General features: G+C 64.6%; 12 protein-coding genes and 1 pseudogene. 10 read left to right on the plus strand and 3 right to left on the minus strand.

Annotation, left to right across the window (positions count from 1 at the left end; translation table 11 throughout):
• Positions 1 to 180: 180 nt before the first annotated feature.
• The 7 genes and pseudogenes from rfbD (at position 181) to argF (ending at position 5,054) form a co-directional block, all read left to right on the plus strand.
• The gene (rfbD, locus tag VAE54_RS09100) at positions 181 to 1,029 is read left to right on the plus strand and encodes a dTDP-4-dehydrorhamnose reductase (protein ID WP_322801643.1); all 849 of its coding nucleotides are present in this window, start codon (positions 181 to 183) and stop codon (positions 1,027 to 1,029) included.
• Positions 1,026 to 1,979 (plus strand): glycosyltransferase family 2 protein, encoded by a 954-nt coding sequence (locus tag VAE54_RS09105; RefSeq protein ID WP_322801644.1) that lies wholly within the window; start codon positions 1,026 to 1,028, stop codon positions 1,977 to 1,979. The genes rfbD and VAE54_RS09105 overlap by 4 nt, the downstream gene beginning before the upstream one ends.
• 114 nt (positions 1,980 to 2,093) lie before the next feature.
• Positions 2,094 to 3,497, plus strand: a complete 1,404-nt coding sequence (locus VAE54_RS09110; protein WP_322801645.1) for a hypothetical protein — start codon at positions 2,094 to 2,096, stop codon at positions 3,495 to 3,497.
• A gap of 11 nt (positions 3,498 to 3,508) precedes the next feature.
• The gene (locus VAE54_RS09115) at positions 3,509 to 3,658 is read left to right on the plus strand and encodes a hypothetical protein (RefSeq protein ID WP_322801646.1); all 150 of its coding nucleotides are present in this window, start codon (positions 3,509 to 3,511) and stop codon (positions 3,656 to 3,658) included.
• Between the two features lie 15 nt (positions 3,659 to 3,673).
• Positions 3,674 to 3,817 (plus strand): annotated as a pseudogene (locus tag VAE54_RS14625) (hypothetical protein); the annotation flags it as partial.
• Positions 3,814 to 4,005: a hypothetical protein gene (locus VAE54_RS09120; RefSeq protein WP_322801647.1), complete on the plus strand. Its 192-nt coding sequence runs from the start codon at positions 3,814 to 3,816 to the stop codon at positions 4,003 to 4,005. The pseudogene VAE54_RS14625 and the gene VAE54_RS09120, both read left to right, overlap by 4 nt.
• A gap of 119 nt (positions 4,006 to 4,124) precedes the next feature.
• A complete protein-coding gene (gene argF, locus VAE54_RS09125; protein WP_322801648.1) occupies positions 4,125 to 5,054 on the plus strand; it encodes an ornithine carbamoyltransferase in 930 nt (309 codons plus the stop codon).
• Positions 5,055 to 5,134: 80 nt separating this feature from the next.
• Here argF and VAE54_RS09130 read toward each other — a convergent pair whose 3' ends face one another.
• From VAE54_RS09130 to rpoC, 3 genes are all read right to left on the minus strand, one after another.
• Positions 5,135 to 5,740: a macro domain-containing protein gene (locus tag VAE54_RS09130; RefSeq protein ID WP_322801649.1), complete on the minus strand. Its 606-nt coding sequence runs from the start codon at positions 5,738 to 5,740 to the stop codon at positions 5,135 to 5,137.
• 104 nt (positions 5,741 to 5,844) lie between these two features.
• Positions 5,845 to 8,751 (minus strand): helicase C-terminal domain-containing protein, encoded by a 2,907-nt coding sequence (locus tag VAE54_RS09135; protein WP_322801650.1) that lies wholly within the window; start codon positions 8,749 to 8,751, stop codon positions 5,845 to 5,847.
• A gap of 182 nt (positions 8,752 to 8,933) precedes the next feature.
• Positions 8,934 to 13,187 carry a DNA-directed RNA polymerase subunit beta' gene (gene rpoC, locus VAE54_RS09140; RefSeq protein WP_322801651.1) on the minus strand — a complete coding sequence of 1,418 codons (4,254 nt, stop codon included), beginning with the start codon at positions 13,185 to 13,187 and terminating at the stop codon, positions 8,934 to 8,936.
• Positions 13,188 to 13,861: 674 nt separating this feature from the next.
• Here rpoC and VAE54_RS09145 point away from each other — a divergent pair.
• The 3 genes from VAE54_RS09145 (at position 13,862) to VAE54_RS09155 (ending at position 14,949) form a co-directional block, all read left to right on the plus strand.
• Positions 13,862 to 14,251, plus strand: coding sequence for a hypothetical protein (locus VAE54_RS09145; protein WP_322801652.1), 390 nt, complete (start codon positions 13,862 to 13,864; stop codon positions 14,249 to 14,251).
• Between the two features lie 62 nt (positions 14,252 to 14,313).
• The gene (locus tag VAE54_RS09150) at positions 14,314 to 14,640 is read left to right on the plus strand and encodes a YtxH domain-containing protein (RefSeq protein ID WP_322801653.1); all 327 of its coding nucleotides are present in this window, start codon (positions 14,314 to 14,316) and stop codon (positions 14,638 to 14,640) included.
• A gap of 66 nt (positions 14,641 to 14,706) precedes the next feature.
• Positions 14,707 to 14,949: a DUF2007 domain-containing protein gene (locus VAE54_RS09155; RefSeq protein WP_322801654.1), complete on the plus strand. Its 243-nt coding sequence runs from the start codon at positions 14,707 to 14,709 to the stop codon at positions 14,947 to 14,949.
• Positions 14,950 to 15,004 lie beyond the last annotated feature (55 nt).

Consider the following 15,004-nt stretch of genomic DNA (forward strand, 5'->3'; position numbering starts at 1 on the left):
AGACCGTCCGTATACCCGATCGCCCGAGCGCCCCTCCTCCGCTTGCCTTTCGCCTTACGATGGCGAGATTCCGAAGAGGGACGATCCCTTTCGGAACCGCGGCTCGAGGCTTGCTTCGCGGGTCCCATGAAGCTCTATAATGGCAAGCGCAGAAGCCATCCTTCGCCCTTGGGGAAGGGTATGCGCATCCTGATCACAGGGGCAGGCGGTCAGCTGGGACGGGCCCTGCAGGAGGCCCTGGCGGCTCATTCGTTGATTCCGCTCACTCGCGCCGATCTGGACATCACCGATCGGGCGGCAGTCTTCCGGGCCATCCTTCGCTATCGGCCCGATGTGGTCATCCACGCCGCCGCGATGACCGATGTAGATGGCTGCGCCCGGGATCCGGAGCGGGCCTTTCAGGTGAACGCCCTGGGCACCCAGACCGTGGCGATGGCCTGCGGGGCGGCCGGAGCGACCATGGTTTACATCAGCACCAACGAGGTGTTCGATGGGACCAAAACCGAGCCCTATCTGGAATTCGATCCCCCGAACCCTATCAACCCCTATGGTCGCAGCAAGTGGGCCGGGGAATGGTTCGTCTCCCACCTCCTCCGCCGCTTTTACATCGTCCGAACGGCGTGGGTCTTCGGCCCGGGAGGCCATCACTTCATCCGCAAGATCCTCCAGCGGGCCGACGAACAGGGGGCCCTCCGGGTGGTCCACGATGAAGTGGGCTCGCCCAGCTACGCCCGGGATGTGGCGGCGGCGATCGCCCGCCTGATCGAGACCGGAGCCTATGGGATCTATCATTTCACCAATGAGGGGATGTGCTCCCGCTATGAGTATGCCATCGAAATCCTCCGTCGCACCGGCCGATCCCACATCCCGGTGACCCCCATCTCGCTGACGGAGTTCCCTCGTCCCTCCCGGGTCCCTCCGTTCACCCCGCTGCGCAACCTGTGCGGGGCCACCATGGGGATCACCCTGCGCCCGTGGCCGGAGGCGCTGCGGGCTTACCTGGCGGAAGAAGGATGGCTATCCGAATGAGCGAGCCGCTGGTCTCGGTGATCATCCCCAACTGGAACGGCGCGGCCCATCTGCCCACCTGCCTGGAGGCGCTGCGCCGACAGACCTATGCCCGACGGGAAGTGCTGGTGGTGGACAACGGCTCCACCGATGATTCCCTGAAGCTCCTCGTCCGCTACCCCAAGGTTCGGGTCCTGGCCCTGGGATGCAACCGGGGCTTTGCGGGGGCCGTCAACGCAGGGATCCGCGCCGCCCATGGGGAGATCCTCGTGCTCCTGAACAATGATACAGAGGCCTCCCCCACCTGGCTGGAGGCCCTGGTGGCGGCCTTCGAACGCCATCCGGACGCCGGGCTTCTGGCCTCCAAGATCCTCCTCTTCGATCGCCGGGATGTTTTCCATTCCGCCGGGGATTACTACCGGGTGGACGGGATTCCGGGAAACCGTGGGGTCTGGGAAACGGATCGGGGGCAGTATGATCGGGAAGAGGAAGTGTTCTCCGCCTGCGGGGCAGCGGCCGCCTATCGGCGGGAGCTTTTCCAGGACATCGGGCCCTTCGATGAGGATTTCTTTTACTCGTGTGAGGATGTGGATCTGGCCTGGCGGGCTCAGATCGCAGGATGGAACTGCTGGTATGTCCCGACCGCCGTGGTCTATCACAAGTTGAGCGCCACCGGCGGCGGCCCGATCGCCAGCTTCTATGATGGGCGGAATTTCATTTACCTGATCGCCAAGGATTACCCGGCGGGGTTGCTGAGGCGGTTCTGGCCACAGATTCTGCGGGCGCAATTCCAGATCGCATGGAATGCCCTCCGGGCGTGGAGGGGAACGGCCGCGCGAGCCCGGCTGCGGGGGATGCTGGCCGGCCTTCTCACCTGGCCGCGCGCCGCCCGGAAGCGGCCCCAGGTCTTCGCCCGCCGCCGCCGCTCCGATGAGGCGCTGCTGGAACGGCTGATGCGGGCTCCCGCTTGAAGAGCCGCGCCGCTCATCCGCGTGACCGCTTCATCGATAGGCCACAAACCCGGGATGATTGACCCTTCTTTCACTCCGATAGACAATTCCCATAACTCCCGCTCAGGAGCGATCATGCGTCGATTGGGGATCGTGTTGCTGATCACGCTGGTTCTGGCCTGCAGCGCGGGGGCTATCGCGCTGGTCTGGACCGCTGCCCATTGGGCCTCCCGACCCGCTCTCCCTACCCCCCCTTTCTCGCCTCCACCCGCTTCGACCGCAACCGTTCCGCCGCCAAGCGCCACTCCCTTCCCGTCCGTCTCATCTCCCCCGTCCCCTCCGGGGACCGCCGCCCCGAGCCTGAAGGTTTTCGATGAGATCGCCCGGGTGGTGGAACAGATCCGGGGACTGCAGGCGACAGGGCCTTACACGCGCTCCCTGATGACCCCGGCGGAGTTGCGCGCCTATCAGGAGAGGAAGTTTGAGAACGATTACACACCGGAAGAGGCCCGTCAGGATACCCTGACCCTGGCCGCCTTCGATCTGCTGCCCCGGGATTTCAACCTGCGGGAGTTCCTGCTCGATCTTTACACCGAACAGATCGCGGGCTTCTACGACCCGGACACCAAACAATTCTTCGTGATCAGCGAGCAGGAGCAGCCGGGGATCCTGGAGCGGGTGACCTTTGCCCATGAATACACGCACCTTCTGCAGGATCAGCACTTCGATCTCGTCGCCCTCGGGTTCACGGATGATCCGAGCAAGCGGCCGAAGGACCTGGATGATGACGCGATGCTCGCCCGGCGGGCCCTGGTAGAAGGGGATGCGACCCTCACGCAGATGCTCTATCTGAGCCGCCTCTCCCGGGCCGAGCAACGGGAATGGCTGGAGGCCATCCAGCGTCAGCCCAGTGAAGTCCTCGACCGCGCTCCCCGGGTCATCCGGGAGGAGCTCACCTTCCCCTACGACGCGGGCTTCGCATTCGTTCGAACGCTGTATGAGCAGGGGGGATGGGATGCGGTCAACGCCGCCTTCCGGGATCCCCCCGCTTCCACCGAACAGATCCTGCATCCGGAGAAGTTCCGGAGCCGCGAGCCGCCCATCCGGGTGACACTGCCACCCCTCACCGATACGCTCGGGAGCGGCTGGCGGCTGATCGATGAGAATGTGCTGGGGGAGTTCTTCCTGCGGGTTTATCTGGAGGAACGCCTTCCCGCATCTCAGGCAGAGGAAGCAGCCGCCGGATGGGGTGGAGATCGCTATGCAGTCTATGGGAATGAGGCGACCGGTCAGGACCTGCTGGTGCTCGCCGTGGCCTGGGATAATGAGGCGGAGGCCCGCGAGTTCGTGGAAGCCTACCGGGCCTATGCGGCCGCTCGCTATGGGCAAGGCCCTGTCCGGGAGACCGCCGGACAGGCCCTCTGGGTCGGGAAGGACGTATTATGGCTGGAATGGAAGGGGACGGATACGCTGATCCTCCGTGGGCCCAGCGAGGAATTGGTGGCTCGGGTCCGCGCTCGCATTCCGTGGCCACGCTGAGGCGGCAGCCCATGGACCTCCCATGGGGCGCTCCATCGCTTGCCCGGATCCTGGAGGCCTACTGGACGTTGCGGAAGGTGCTTCCAGCGACCCCCTTGCGGATGTTTCCGGTATTGAACCGCATGCTGGAGGGCCAGGTCGGGCTGAAGTTCGAAGCCTAACCGCCGACCGGCTCGTTTGGGGTTCGCGGCGCTCTGGCCCGGCTGGCGCATCGGACGTCCGAGGAGCGCGAGCGGGGAGTGGTCACCGCCTCCGCCGGCAATCATGGCCTGGCCGTGGCGTCCGCCGCCCGGCTGCTAAGGGGGGGATCCCTACCATGATCTTCATGCCGGAAACCGGTGCCCGGAACAAGATCCGGGCCTTGGAAGCAATGGAAGCCCGCCTGCGGCTGGTCGGTCGGAGCTACGCGGAAGCCCATGAGGCCATGCTGGCCTCCGCGGCCTCAACCGGCGCATGCGAGGCGCATGCGATATCCATGCCGATGAGGATCCCTGGGTGGTGTGTGTAGGGCAACTGCAAGCAGTTGCCCCACTCCCTCGATAGGTGCGGCTGTAGGATTTAGGGGCCGGGCGAGATGTCGGGCGAAGCCCGATCGACAAATCCAATCCTTCAGGAGGAAGGAGCTCCATGAGCCCTTTGCGACATTTCATCTCCCTGGCGGACTGGTCTCCGGAGGAGATCGAAGGATTGATCATGGAAGCCGCCCGAATGAAGGCGGACTGGAAAGCGGGGGTTCGGCCGCCGATCCTGGCGGGCCGGACGCTGGGGATGCTCTTTGAAAAGCCCTCCCTGCGCACGCGGGTTTCCTTCGAGATGGCCATGCGCCACCTGGGCGGGGACGCCATCTATCTTTCTCCGCAGGAGGTTGGCCTGGGCAAGCGGGAAAGCGTGGCCGATGTGGCCCGGGTGCTCAGCCGTTATGTGGATGCCATCATGGCCCGGGTCTTCGCCCACTCCATCCTAGAGGAGATGGCGCGCTACGCGACGGTCCCTGTCATCAACGGGCTCTCCGACGACGAACATCCCTGCCAGGCCCTGGGGGATATGCTCACCGTTTATGAAAAGAAAGGGCGCCTGCGGGGGCTGAAGCTGGCCTTTGTGGGGGATGGGAACAACGTGGCCACGGCTCTGCTTTACATCTGCGCCATGCTGGGAGTGGATTTCGCCATCGCCACGCCTCCAGGTTATATGCTGAAAGAACCAGCCATCGAACGCGGGAAAGCCTTCGCCGCCCGCAGCGGCAGCCGTCTGCTGTTCACCCATGATCCAATTGAGGCGGTGCGGGACGCTGATGTGATCTACACGGACGTATGGGCGAGCATGGGGCAGGAAGCGGAGGCGGAGATCCGGCGTCGCGTCTTTCCCCCCTACCAGGTCAATGCCGCGCTGGTGGCGAAGGCGAAGCCGGATGTCATCGTCATGCACTGTCTGCCCGCGCATCGCGGCGAGGAGATCACCGACGATGTGGCGGACGGCCCGCATTCGGTGATCTTCGATCAGGCGGAGAACCGCCTCCACGCCCAGAAGGCGCTCCTGGTCCGCCTGCTGAGCGGATAAGGGGATCACCCTCTATGAGGATGGGGGGACTGGGTCAGGCCGTATGGGGAGCCTGGCCCCCCCTATGTCTCTTCCCCTCCTCACGGCCCCGGGGCCTGCTTCGCCAGGGATCCAAACTGCTCCTGGAAGGCCGCCAGGAAAGGGCGCAGGGTCGCCTCATCAAGGATCACCACCCGGATCTCCCGGGGCGGCTCCCCAGGATGAGCGGCGGCGAAGGAGGAAATTGTCCTCCAGAAGATCGGGGCCGCCCGCTCTTTCGGAAAGCCGAAGATGCCGGTGCTGATCGCCGGCATCGCGATCCGCTCATACCCCTGCTCCCGGGCGATCCTCAGAACGTTATGAATCGCCTCCGCCAGCAGGCGATCTTCCTCCTGGGTCCCGCCCGCCCATATCGGCCCGACCGCATGCAGGATGGCGCGGGCCTTGAGACGTCCAGCCCCGGTAATCGCCACCCCACCCACCGGTACCGGTCCATGACGGCGAACCCATTCATCGCTCTCCACCTGGATCTGGGGGCCACCTTTCCGCACCAGCGCGCCGGCGACGCCCCCTCCATGCTTCAGGTAGGTGTTGGCCGCGTTCACCAGGGCGTCCGCCTCTTCTTCCGTGAGGTCCCCATGCACCAGCGCCACGCGATGACCAGAGGGAAGGATCGCTTCGGCAACCACCTGGCGAGAAGCCACCATAGGGAAACCGTCCCGCTATTCGAAGTTCCGGGATAGGCCTCCCGGGAGGGTAAGGGCAACTGGAATCGGCAAGGCGGCTTGGCCTCCTTCCCCTCCCGTTTTCCTCAGCCCGAAATCCCAGCCGATGCGTTTTCGGTCAGCCCCGTCGCGCCTTCCAGCCACGCCTTCACCACCGCCCCGATCTCGGTCAGAGGGCCCCGGTGGATCGCGCAGGGAGGAAGCGCCATCAGAAACCATGCGCCATAGGTACGGCTCATGATCCGCCGGTCCAGGATCACCACCACCCCCCGATCCGAGCGGCTGCGGATCAGCCGCCCGAACCCCTGGCGGAACCGCAGCACGGCCTCCGGGACCGCATAATCCAGAAAAGGATCCCGATACTGGGCGCTTCGGGCGGCGAAAACGGGTTCGTCCGGTACCTCGAAGGGAAGCCGGGTGATCACCAGACATGAGAGCGCCTCGCCCGGGATGTCCACCCCTTCCCACAGGCTTCGGGTCCCCAGCAGAACGGCCCGTTCCGCGGACCGGAAGCGCTCCACCAGCTGTCGGCGGGAGCTCCCATCACCCTGTTCGTATACGGTGATCCCGGCCTTCGCCAGCGGAGCGGTCAACGCGCGGGCGGCCCGCCGCAGGGGGGCATACGCGGTGAAGAGCGCCATGGTGCGTCCCCCGATCGCCCGGGCCGCCTCCAGAATCGCCTGTTCCACCGCCCGCTGATAGCCGGCCTGGCCGGGCTCCGGGATGTCCGTCACCAGATACAGCAGCGCGTTTCGCTGGTAATCAAAGGGGGAATCCAGGGCCAGCTCCTCCATCTCCCAGGCTCCCAGCCGGTTTTTGAGATGGGCGAAGGACGGCTCCTGGCGTTCTCGATTCACTGTCCGCAGGGTGGCGGAGGTCATGATCACGCATCGCCGGGGCTCCAGCAGATGCCGCCGCACCAGCGGCCCCACATCCAGAGGCGCGGCATACAGGCCCACCCGGGCCCAGTCCCCCTCGCCCCCATGGCCCTCCAGCCAGTAGACGGTATCGGGCGACGGCTTTCGGATGGCCGCCTCCAGGGCCTGATGGATCTTCTCGAAGTCATGGCTGAGCCCGTTGGCCAGCCCCAGCGCCTCTTCCACCTCCGCAAACCCGTGATCCAGCAGCTCAGTGAGCGCGGCCCGGATCGTGTTCAGGGCTTCCTGGACGGCCCCCCATCGAACCGCGAGGAGCTCCCAGGCCTGCTCCACAGCAGCCCAGGCGGGGCGGCTCCGTTCGGTGCCCGTGAGCAGCACCTTGCGGGTGTATTCCCCACTGCCCGGAGCCGTCTCCTCCAGAAAAGCGGTGAGGGCGTTCATCAAGAGGTCCACGCCGGTCCGAGCCGACTCCACCGCATCGCTCAGACGGCGGGTCATGCCCGCCAGGGTGTTGCGCAGGGCCGGGGGCAGGCTCCGTTCCAGGCCCCGCAACGCTCCCACCAGCCCGCCCCGCTGCTCCCGGGCGCTGCCGGTTTCCTGGAGCAGCCGTAACAATCCGAAGCGATCGATTTCCACGGTCAGTTGTTTCGTGGCTGCCTGCTCCAGATGGTGCGCTTCGTCGATGATCAGATGGCGATATTCCGGAAGCACCATATTCTGGGTTGCCGCGTCGGCGAAGAGCAGCGCATGGTTCACAATGATCAGGTGAGCAGCCTCCGCGGCCTTTCGAGCCCGATGGAGGAAGCATCCTCCATCGCCCCACGCGGCGCAGACCTCGGCCGTGCACGTCTCGTTGTCCGCGGAGAGGCGAGCCCACAGCGCCCGCTCCACCGGCGTGGGCAGGTAGAGCTCATCCCCATCGCCCGTTTGCGTCGTGGGCAGCCAGACCAGGATCTTGGCCAGCACCCGCATCTCCTCCACGCTCGCCGGCCCGACGTGCCGCCATTGCATCAGCCGGGCCGGACACAGGTAATGCGCCCGGCCTTTCAGCAACGCCACGCGCAGAGCAGAGCCATCCGCCAGACCGGATTCGGAGAGCAAACGCTGGAGGATAGGGATATCTTTCTGAAGCAACTGCTCCTGAAGGTTGATCGTGTTGGTGGAAATCACCACCCGCTCGCCGTTGCGTATGGCCCAGAGAGCGGCGGGGATCAGATAGGCCAGGCTCTTGCCCACTCCCGTTCCCGCCTCGATCATCCAGTGCTTCCCCTCGTTAAAGGCCTGGACAACGGTCTGGAGCATGGCCACCTGCTGAGGGCGATGCTCATATTCGGGGAAGATCCGGGAGAGGGCGCCACCGGGCTCCAGCTGCCGGGCCAGCGCCTCTCCATCGATCGGCTGGGGTTGGGACCGGGGGCGCAGCGGCCGCGCCCGCACGGGAGGAGGGGTCAGATACGCTTCCGGGGTGGCCAGGCCCTTCGCCCGCAGCTGGGCGCCGATGCTCTGATCCGTGAAGCGGCCCCGCTGCACGGTCCGCAGCGCTTCTTCGAAGAAGCGCCGGGGCGGCCAGGGAAGATGAGCGGCGTGGCGAACGATCTCCTCCAGGATGGGCTCGGGCAGCTGGCAGGCGCGCTCGAACAGGGCCAGGAACAGCCGGTGGGTCAGCCGGGCATCCTCCAGCGCCCGGTGGATCACCCCCACCGGGATCCCCAATTCCTGGGCCAGGGTGGAAAGCCCATGGCCGCCGGCGAAGGGGACCAGGATGGCCGCCAGCTCATAGGTATCCAGGGCATCGTTTTCCAGGAAGAGGCCATGACGGCGCAGGAACGCCAGATCCTGATCGATGGAGTGACCGACCAGGATCGCATTCCCCACCATCGCCCGGAGGCGGGGCAGGACGGCGCGCAGCGGAGGCGCTTGCTCGGCTTCCTCCGGCCGGATCCCGGTGAGCTCGACCACGGAGGGAGGGATCGGCCGCTCCGGGCGAACCAGGGTGCTCCAGGCGTCGAGCACGGTTTCCCCCCGGAACTTGACCGCCCCGATCTCAATGATGGCATCGGTTTCCGGGTCCAGACCCGTGGTCTCCAGATCCAGGGCGACAAAGATCGAAGCCATGATCCCGTAAACCCCGGTTGATCTCCTCCGCGGGCTTCAAGAGCCATTCAACCCCTGCATGAAAGCCGGGCTGGGCAAATCCCGCAGGGCAGGTCCTATCCTGCCTCCAAAAAACAGGGGGTTGGGAACGAACCGGCGCAGCATCCCCAACCCCCTGAGCCCATCTTCTGGCCTTCCCGACTTCAGAGGTCGATGGCGGTGGTCACCGCCTCCGCCAGCGTGGGCCCTGCGCCGCCACGGGACATGGCCTCTATCCCACGCTTCTCGGCGTAATACCGGAACCCGGTCCCGGCCGGGATCAGACGACCGATGATCACGTTCTCCTTTAAACCGCGCAGCTCATCGATCTTGCCCTCCAGAGCCGTCCCGGCCAGCACCCGAATGGTGTGCTGGAAGGAAGCAGCCGACAGGAACGAATCCGTCGCCAGGGCCGCTTTGGTGATGCCGAGCAGGACCTGCTGGGCGGTGGCCGGGCGCTTGCCCTCGGCAACCAGCCGGGCGTTGATGTCCTGGAGGATCAGACGATCCACCAGATCGCCGGGCAGGAAATCGGTGTCGCCCGGGTTGATGATCTGGACCTTGCTCAGCATCTTGCGGATGATGATCTCGAAGTGCTTGTCATTGATGTTCACGCCCTGAGAGCGATAAACCTTCTGGAGCTCGCTGAGCAGGTAGAGCTGCACGGCCTCACGCCCCAGCAGCCGCAGGATCCGATGCGGGTTCTTGGGCCCCTCGGTCAGCGCGTCCCCGGCTTTCACCCGCTGCCCTTCCTCCACCAGCAAGCGGGCGGTGGCGGGCACCTCATATTCCCGCTCCTCCCGGAGCTCATAGACCACCTTCAGCGGCTCGCCCTTCTGGTAAACCACACGCCCGCTGTGCCTGGCGGTGATCTGCTGATCCCCCCGGCTGGCCAGCAGCTGGCCTTCGACGACCTCCTGGCCATCCTCCACCTTGATCGACCAGTTGCCGGGGATCTCATAGAGGTCTTCCTTCCGCTCGCTCTTCACGATGCGAATCCGCCGCCCTCCTTCTTCCGTGCGGTAGATGTGGACGATGCCATCGATGTCCGCCATCAGGCCCTCGCCCTTAGGATGCCGGCGAGCCTCGAAGAGCTCTTCCACCCGCGGCAGACCCTGGGTGATATCGGCCACGCCCGCCACGCCGCCCGTGTGGAAGGTCCGCAGGGTCAGCTGGGTCCCGGGCTCGCCGATGGACTGGGCGGCGATGATCCCTACGGCCGTGCCCACCTCCACCAGCCGGCCCGTCCCGAGATCGCGCCCATAGCAAAGGGCACAGACCCCGTAGCGCAGCTGACAGGTCATGGGCGAGCGGACATACACCTCCTGGACGCCCGCCTTCTCAATGCGCTCCGCCAGCCCTTCATCCAGGAGCACGCCGGTATCGGCGATCAGCGCGCCGGTCCGGGGATCGAAAACCGGCGCGGCAAGGACGCGGCCGAAGATGCGCTCCCGCATGGTCTGGCCGCCGACATCGTCGGTGGCTCGGATCCAGATGCCAGAGCGAGTGCCGCAATCGTGGGCATTGATGATCACATCTTGAGCCACATCCACCAGGCGGCGGGTCAGGTAGCCGGCATCGGCGGTGCGCAAAGCCGTGTCGGCCAGGCCTTTCCGGGCGCCGTGCGTCGAGATGAAATATTCAATCGTGGTCAACCCCTCCCGGAAATTCGAACGAATCGGAAGCTCGATGATCCGGCCGGTGGGGTCGGCCATCAGGCCGCGCATCCCGGCCAGCTGCGCCACCGGCTGGAAGCCGCCCTTGGTGGCGCCCGAGAGGGCCATGATCGCCACGTTGTTATCCGGGCTCATCGTTTGCTTCACCGCCTCGGCGATCTCATTGGTCGCCCGCTGCCACAAGTCGATCACCCGGTTATAGCGCTCCTCCTCCGTCAGCAGCCCCCGCCGATACTGGCGCTCCACCTCGGCCACCAGAGCCTCATAACGGGCCAGCACATCCCGCTTGGCCGGCGGGATGGGAAGGTCAGCCACAGCGATGGTCACGCCCGAGCGGGTGGCATACCGGAAGCCGATGTCCTTCAGCCGGTCCACCATCTCCACCGTGGCCTCCGGTCCCAGCCACTGGAAGCACTGGGCCACCAGATCTTTGAGCCGGCCCTTGTCCATCGTTTCATTCACAAAGCGCAACCCCTCAGGCAACACCAGATTGAAGAGGGCTCGCCCGACCGTGGTCTCAATCAGGCGCCGGCGAGGCTTGCCATCCGGATACCGCTGGCCGTGTTCATCGTAGACCGTATCCGTGTAGACCCGGATCGGGGTATGCAGCGAGATCTTGCCCAGATGATAGGCCAGCTCAACCTCTTCCAGGCTCATAAAGACTTTGTGGGTCTCCGTCTGGCCGTTCGGAGGGGTCATCGTCAGATAGTAGCAGCCCAACACCATATCCTTGGTGGGGCCGACCACCGGCTCACCGTTGGCCGGCAGCAGCAGGTTTTTGCTGGACAGCATCAGGTTCCGGGCCTCCCAGACGGCCATATCGGAAAGCGGGACGTGGACAGCCATCTGGTCCCCGTCGAAGTCGGCATTGAAGGCCGCACACACCAGCGGGTGGATCTGGATCGCCTTGCCCTCCACCAGCACCGGTTCGAACGCCTGGATCCCCAGGCGGTGGAGGGTGGGAGCCCGGTTGAGGAGCACCGGCCGTTCCTTGATCGCCTCCTCCAACACCTCCCAGACCTCCGGCCGCTGGCGCTCGATCAGCCGTCGGGCGCCCTTGATGTTGGCCGCATAGTTATACTGGATGAGCTTGGCGATCACGAACGGCTTGTAGAGCTCCAGAGCCATGGACTTGGGGAGACCGCACTGGTGGAGCTTCAGCTGCGGCCCCACCACGATCACCGAACGCCCGGAGTAATCCACCCGCTTGCCCAGCAGGTTCCGGCGGAAACGCCCCTTCTTCCCCCGCAGCATATCGCTGAGGGATTTCAGCTCGCGACGCCCGCGGCGGGACATCGCCTTGCCCCGCTGCGAGTTGTCAATGAGGGCATCCACCGCCTCCTGGAGCATACGCTTCTCATTGCGGATGATGACATCAGGGGCACCCAGCTCCAGCAGGCGCTTCAGACGGTTGTTCCGGTTGATCACCCGGCGGTAGAGGTCGTTCAGATCCGACGTGGCAAAGCGCCCGCCGTCCAGCTGAACCATGGGCCGCAAATCCGGCGGGAGGACCGGCAGGACCCTCAGGATCATCCACTCGGGACGGTTGCCGCTTCGCAGGAAGGCGCGGACAATCTGAAGGCGCTTGATGGCCTTTTTGCGACGCTGCTTGGATTTGGCCTGCCGGATCTCCTGCCACAGCTCCTTGGCCATCTGCTCCAGATCCAGGCGCTGCAGGATCTCCAGGAAAGCCTCCGCCCCCATCTCCGCCTTGAAGACCTGGCCCCACTTGCTCTTCAACTCGCGGTACTTGTTCTCCCCCAAGAACTGGAGGGGGGCGAGGCTCACCAGCTCATCGCGCTCCGCTTGAACCCGCTGACGCAGGGCCTCCACCTCACGGGCGGCCTGATCCTTCAAAGCAGCGATCTTCTCCTCCGCGGCCTCCCGCAGGGCCTTCAGGGTTTCCTCCGTTTTCGCCAGAGCCCGGGAGCGCTCCGCCGCCTCCTTCTCCTTAATCCGGTTCAGCTGCTCCTCCAGGATCCGCTTCAGGACAGCCAGATGCTCCCGGGTCACCGTCTCCCCGGCGTCCGCAATCACCTCGCCGGTAGGCTCGAAGACAACAGGAGCGCGGATCGTCTTGCCCAGCCGTTCCTCCAGCCGGGCCTGAGTGCGCTGCGCTTCCCGCATGAGTGCTTCTACTTCGGCATCCCATTTCTCCTCAATGCGTGCTTCCCGATCCGCCAGCTTCTGCCGCTCCCGCTCCTCCAGCTTCTGAACCTTTGAGAGGAGCACCTCGATTTCTTTCTGGTATTTCGCTTCAATGGCGCGGCGTTCGCGTTCGAAGTCCTCCTCCAGGCGCTTCAGAGCCCGCTGCCGGGCCTCCTCGTCAACGAAGGTAATCACATACTGGGCGAAATAAAGAACCCGATCCAGGTTACGGCGGGAGATGTCAAGCAGCAACCCCAGGTAAGAGGGAACGCGACGGGTATACCAGATGTGGGCCACCGGGGCGGCCAGCGTAATATGCCCCATCCGCTCGCGGCGCACTGTCGCGCGGGTTACCTCCACGCCGCATTTCTCGCAGACAATGCCCTTATAACGGGGACCTTTATACTTGCCGCAGTAGCATTGATAATCCCGGGTGGGACCGAAGATCACCTCACAGAACAGACCATCCTTCTCCGGCCGCAACCGGCGATAGTTGATGGTCTCCGGCTTGGTCACCTCGCCGTAGGACCAGGAGAGGATTTGCTCTGGCGATGCCAGCGAGATCCGCAGGGCGCGAAATTCCTTAGCCTCCACAGGTGCCTCCTCTGAGGACAAGTCGCATCCCTATTTCAGCTTCAACAGCGAATTCAGGGGTGGAGCGGCCAGGCTACCCATTCCTCCATCTTGATCTCCTGTCCAGAAGACCGCAGGAAGACGATCAAAAGCCATGACCGTCGGCCAAATGCAGGCAAAATCTTCCCACCTCTCGATGACCATGAAAACCGAGCGGGATTGGAATGGGGATCATGCGTCCAGATCACACCATGATTTCCATACAATGGGAAGATGGGATTCTCCGCCCTGGCTGGATCAAAAAGAGGCGATCCTCGATAGCTCTTCCTTATAAAAGACAACAAAAGATCCCCCCCTGACGCTTCCAAGCCAGGGATTGGATCCTCTCCAACAGGGTTCGCACAGGAACTGGGTCTTCATGAGGGCTGTTTCTCACTATAGCGGGAAGGGGGGGTTTTGTCAAATTTACGCCCCTTCCCGCCCGGCGGGTATGGAGGGATCCGAATCGCCCACCGGTGTAGCGGAAGGCTGGTGCGGAAGCACCGCCTGCCCGAGGAGGTGTCCCTCGTGACCAGCGGGGGCCGCTTCAGCGGCAATGTGAGGAAATATCTTTTAGGGTCCAGCCGGGCGCGACTTCCGTTATAATGGGAGGGGAGCGGCTTTGGCATCCGCAAATCGGAGAACCGAGGCTTCCGATGCGTCGCTGGCCTCCCATCGGCTGGATCCTGCTGGGTCTGGTGGCCATAGCCCTGTTTGTGGCCTTCCTAGTCTTTCTTTACATGCACCCGGCCATCGCCGCGGTCCTGCGGGATATTTTGATCATCGCCCTCACCTTCCAGTTGATTCTGCTTGGCGCTGTGACAATCGTTCTGATTTACCGTCTCATCCGCCTCGTCGATTGGTTGGAGCAGGAGGTCCAGCCAATCCTCCAGCGCGCCCGGGAGACGGTCGATACCGTATATGGGACCAGCGCCTTCCTGGGCCGGCGTCTGGCCCGTCCGACCATTGAAGCGGCCAGTGTGGCGGCTGGCGTCGCTCATGCGCTGCGAACGCTGATCCGCCTGCTGCGCGGCCGATCGAATTGATGGGATGGCAAGGATGAGGTTAACGATCAAGCCCCCAATCTTTATGATGATGGAGGTGACTTATGGCGGAGCGGGAGCAGGGTGGAGCGTTCGGGGCTTTTCTGGCCGGGTTCCTGACCGGGGCCCTGGTGGGCGCCGTGGCGGCCTTGCTGTTTGCGCCCCGCTCAGGCGAGGAGACCCGACGGCTGCTGCAAGAACGGGGGATTGAACTGAAAACGCACGCAGAGGAACTGACGACGCAGGCCCGTTCCCAGGCGGAGGCTGCACTGATGGAGGCCCGCCGACGGGCGGAGGAGGCCGCGGCGGAAGCGCGCCGCCGCGCGGAGGAGCTTCGCAAATGGCTGGAGGAAAGCCGGGCCCGATTTGAGCAAATGATGGCCCAGCGTTAAGGCGCCACGCCTCCAGCCACCGGCGAATCGTCCACAGAGGGAACCGCATCCTGAAGGAGCGCGCGATTGGGCTCAACGGAGGATTGGGTGCTGGTCTATGAGGCGGGGAACCTGATCGAGGGCCAGATGGTGCAGGCCCGACTGGAGCAGGAAGGAATCCCCGCCCGGCTTCGCTACGAAGCTATTCATACGCTGATCGCGTCCACCTTCCATCGGGTCGAGGTCCTGGTCCCGACCGAGTGGGCGGAGCAGGCCCGAGAGCTGCTGTCGCCAGGATCTCTCCCTCCCCTCTCCGATCGACCCGATTAGCCAAGAGCCTGGGAGCCCGACGGAGCTGCGAAAGAGCGAATCCCCTTCTCCCTGG

This window comes from Thermoflexus sp., from assembly GCF_034432235.1.
Taxonomy (GTDB): domain Bacteria; phylum Chloroflexota; class Anaerolineae; order Thermoflexales; family Thermoflexaceae; genus Thermoflexus.